Genomic DNA, 4,221 nt, shown 5'->3' with positions numbered 1-4,221 from the left:
GTTTAAATTAGCCTTGATTGGAACGATCGTAAGGCCGATTCTATCGCCCTGGGATCTGAAGTTGGAAAACTTCGCAAGGTTTTATTACACCGCCCAGAATTAAGCCTGAAGCATTTAACACCAGGCAACTGTCAATCACTGCTGTTTGATGATGTCCTTCGAATTGAACAGGCTGGAAAAGAGCACGACGCATTTCAAAAAGTATTAACCGATAATGGCGTTGAAGTTTTTCTGTTAACTAAATTGCTGGCTGAAACACTGAATTTCAGTAATGCAAAAAGCTGGATTCTTGATCGTCAGATTAACAATTACCGTTTTGGTGAAACTCTGGCTATGGAAGTTCGCTCCTACCTGGAATCACTGGATAACCTGACCCTTGCCAGGCACCTGACCGGTGGTTTGACCTGTGCAGAAATGGGTGCTAACAGCAAGAGCATGACGCTGGACAGAATGTCAGAAACAGACTTCCTGATTGAGCCTATCCCTAACCATCTGTTTACCCGTGATACCTCCTGCTGGGTATACGGCGGTGTTTCCATCAACCCCATGGCGAAAAATCCCCGCAAGCGTGAAACCGTGCACCTTCGCGCCATCTACAAGTTCCACCCAATGTTCAAGAATGCTGAGTTCCTCACCTATATGGGTAACGAAGACTGCAACTACGACAATGCCACCATTGAAGGCGGCGATGTTCTGGTACTCGGTCGGGGCAATGTGCTGATCGGTATGTCTGAACGTACCACTCCACAAGGTGTAGAACAACTGTCCAGGGCTCTGTTGAAAACAGGTCAGGCCAGGAAAATTATCGCGCTTGAACTGCCGAAAGCCCGCAGCTGTATGCACCTGGATACGGTGTTTACGCAAATGGACATCGACTGCTTCACCTACTACCCGGACATTATGCACGCCGATACGGATTGCTGGGAATTAACGCTTGGTGAGCATGAAAAAGTTGAAACCAACCGCGTTCACGATGGATTCACCCACGCTATTGCCCGGGCACTGGATGTACCGGAACTGCGTTTGATTCCAACCGGCGGTGATGTATTTGAAGCAGAGCGTGAACAATGGAATGATGCCAACAACGTACTGACCATTGAGCCAGGTGTTATTGTCACGTACGAGCGCAATGTAAACACCATTCGCAATATGGAAGAAGCCGGAATCAAGGTATTAGCCATTCCGGGTGAAGAATTAGGCAGAGGACGTGGTGGCGCCCGGTGCATGAGCTGTCCAATACAACGGGATGGCATTTAATTCTTAATAGGGATCACCACCTGAAACAATGATGCCGGTCAACTGTTGCAGTCATCGACCGGCATAATTGCTGAATACTATGATGCGCTCAGTGATGGTTGCTTTCAGTAGTTACCAGAAGCGATCAACACTGTCAATCCGGACCCGCTCTGCGGGTGTATGGGGATTTTCGATCTGCGGACCAAATGAGATCATATCCACACCGGGTTTTGCCGCACTCAAAATGCCACATTCCAGTGCTGCGTGAATAATCTTGATCTCTGGCTTGCTACCATTTAATTGCTGGTATACTCGTACAATACGCGTTAGCACATCAGAGTTCGGGTCCGGCTGCCAACCCGGGAAAAAACCTGCCTGTTTGACCTCTGCCCCGGTCAAACTGAACAGCCCACTGATATTGTCAGCCAGCTCAATGGTTGCACTGTCAATCAGGTGGCGAGTAAAACAATCAACCGAAATCTGGCCGTCCTTCATGAGCAGCACGCCGAGATTGTTGGAGGTTTCAACAACGCCCTCAAAATGATCGCTATAACGTTTCACTCCATGGTGGCAACTATGCAGCGCATTAAGCCACAGTTTCTGATCCACGGTGGTAAATACCCGGGCAGGAGCTGCCATACTCTCAACGTTCAGGCATAAGTAGGGTTCAACGGTGTTCAGCTCCTGTTTTAATAACTGATCAAGTTGATCAATAGCCTGCAGAGCTTCTTCGGTATCAAGGTTTAATAAGACAGTGCCGTTCAGTAATGCAGCATCAAGTCCCAGAGCACCGGCCATGGTGGTTTCTTCAGTCACTGTAAACAATGCCTCCAGAGGACCATGGCAAACATCTGTACTTTCAAGCAATGCCAGCATGGCAGCGACACCAATACCATTATCAGCGCCCAGCGTGGTATCCGTGGCAGTTAACCATTCACCATCAATTTGCAGCTGAAGTCCATCAACCAGAAAATCATGGGAACTTTGTCGGGTTTTTTCCGGCACCATATCCAGATGGCTTTGCAGGCAATAAGGACTCGGGCCAGCTCTCTGGGCGGAATTCTAATTTTTTGCCGCAGCCATCACGGCATTGCACTGATAATCTCAAAGCTGGATGTCGTCTGGAAAATTGATCAATCACAAGGTTTTCACTAGTGCCTGAAGCTGATATCGTTTGCCTTGAGTTAGCTGTTCGTATTGTTTGGTTTTAGAGTGCTCATTCCGGACACCCACTTCAGAGTGGGACAACCTGGAAATTTACCGACAGCTGTCTTGCATATCAAGTTTCAGCCTGTGGCACTTATCGTATACTCCAGCCTTCATCTTGTTTAGTCCACGGTAGTGGTTTGATTTATTGTGTCTGTTCAGGATGAGTTTTGCACTGGAAGTACGCTTTATTGTGCTTAATGTCTACCCTCAGAGGACGTCCTATGGCCATTGAGCAGTTCCTGGTTCGCCGACATATTAATTTTACCCGTGTGACTCATCCACCGTTTCTGAGCTGTGATGATGCCAATGAGCAATTACCGAATTTGCCCGGAGCCCGAACGAAAAACCTGTTTATTGTTGATAAGAAACAGCAGCGCTACTTTCTGCTGGTATTGGCAGATCATAAGACGCTTGACTGGTCGGAACTGGGAAAATTGATAGGTGGACGGCTACAGTTGGCGTCGGAGGATCAGGTCAAAGAGGTGTTGAAACTGGAACCGGGTGCCGTTTCCCTGTTGGCATTAAGAAATGATCCGGGACACCGGATAACATTGCTGGTTGATGAGGATGTCTGGTCACAGGATGCCATTCAATGCCATCCATTGGTAAATACTGCGACGTTGGTGATAAGTAAGTCAGGGATAAACAAATTCCTGTCACACACCGGTCATAAACCTGCAGTTATTACTGTGCCTGAGCGAGCCAGGAAGCCGGAGCTGGCCTGACTCAACCGACCAGCACAGAGCTAATGGTTTTATACAATTCAGTAATGGCGGTGTTTCGGGTGGGGGTGACAAAAATGGTGTCATCGCCACCGACACAGCCAAGGATACCGTCCGCCTTTCCCAGGGAGTCCAGTAGCCGGGCAACAATTTGTGCTGCTCCGGGTGTGGTTTTGATAACCACCATGTGATCGTTGTAATCGATGTCTGTCACTAAACTGGATAATGGTGCATCAATAGCAGGCACACTAATTTCACCCGGTACACAGTAAACTGCCTCTTTTTTTGCGTTGCGTGTACGGACCGCACCAATATTGTTCAGAATGCGGGAAATTTTTGACTGGCTTACATCTTGAAAACCCTCGGCTTTCAGGGCCTCAACCATCTCTCCCTGGTTTTTAAACTGCTTTTCACACAACAGAACTTTAAAGGTTCTGATCAGCTCTGCATCCCGGGTTCGCATATCTTTTTCCTTTAGCCCGACTATTTCAATAGAGGAGGGAAGTTCCACCCAAACACCTGATATACCAAAAATCTGCTATGGAAAAAGCAAATCTGAACTTGCCATGACTCAATCTACACAAGAGTCCCTCCGTTTTCATCCTGTAAATGGTAAAAACTGTTTACTGTCGGAGAACTCTCTTCCGACTCTTTAATGTTACCCTGTGCCTTGCGGTTTCTGATTACCAAACCCGTCGTAAAACATCGCCTAATCGGGGCGGGCCGCGCAGGCGCTGAGCGCTCCGCTTGAGTGTTTGTTCATTCTTTGCTATTTTTCGTCAGTCTCTTGCTGACCTACTTTCAGGTAGACTGGGTCGCGCAGACGGGATGTAAAGTGGGGCGCCCCCCCGCCTGCGGATTTCGTGTGAGACTTGGGGAGCATGGGGCGAGGCATCCCCGGTTCCCTGAGCTTAGGACTGTGAAACGGAAACGTTCTTGAGCGATCAAGAACCATCGCCCGCCAGGGCGGGGAGTGCCAGCAACCATCAAGACTAACCTTCCAGGAGGCTGTCCGAGAATAGCGCCCGACTGGGCGTCCCCGTAGCGAGGACGA

At 48.7% G+C, this 4,221-nt stretch carries 5 protein-coding genes; 2 read left to right on the top strand and 3 right to left on the bottom strand.

What is annotated here, in order from left to right; genetic code table 11:
- Positions 1-6 precede the first annotated feature (6 nt).
- Positions 7-1,257 carry an arginine deiminase gene (gene arcA / locus KDK14_RS11135; protein ID WP_373691064.1) on the top strand — a complete coding sequence of 417 codons (1,251 nt, stop codon included), beginning with the start codon at positions 7-9 and terminating at the stop codon, positions 1,255-1,257.
- A gap of 111 nt (positions 1,258-1,368) precedes the next feature.
- Here arcA and KDK14_RS11130 read toward each other — a convergent pair whose 3' ends face one another.
- Positions 1,369-2,262, bottom strand: coding sequence for a M20/M25/M40 family metallo-hydrolase (locus KDK14_RS11130; RefSeq protein ID WP_257265186.1), 894 nt, complete (start codon positions 2,260-2,262; stop codon positions 1,369-1,371).
- Positions 2,263-2,666: 404 nt separating this feature from the next.
- Between KDK14_RS11130 and KDK14_RS11125 the strand changes: the two genes are divergently transcribed.
- Complete coding sequence (locus tag KDK14_RS11125; protein WP_257265184.1) at positions 2,667-3,170, top strand: prolyl-tRNA synthetase associated domain-containing protein; 504 nt, start codon at positions 2,667-2,669, stop codon at positions 3,168-3,170.
- 1 nt (position 3,171) lies between these two features.
- Here the strand turns inward: KDK14_RS11125 and argR are convergent, their stop codons facing one another.
- Together argR and KDK14_RS11115 are read right to left on the bottom strand one after the other, a co-directional pair.
- Positions 3,172-3,678 (bottom strand): transcriptional regulator ArgR, encoded by a 507-nt coding sequence (argR, locus tag KDK14_RS11120; RefSeq protein WP_373691063.1) that lies wholly within the window; start codon positions 3,676-3,678, stop codon positions 3,172-3,174.
- Positions 3,679-3,936: 258 nt separating this feature from the next.
- Positions 3,937-4,221, bottom strand: a 285-nt coding sequence (locus tag KDK14_RS11115) for a hypothetical protein (protein ID WP_257265183.1), incomplete at its 5' end; no start/stop codon positions are given.

The sequence above is a fragment of the Endozoicomonas sp. ONNA2 genome, assembly GCF_024606365.1.
Lineage (GTDB): Bacteria > Pseudomonadota > Gammaproteobacteria > Pseudomonadales > Endozoicomonadaceae > Endozoicomonas.
Note: the sequence above shows the minus strand (reverse complement) of the source record. Positions and strands in the feature narration are given on the sequence as shown.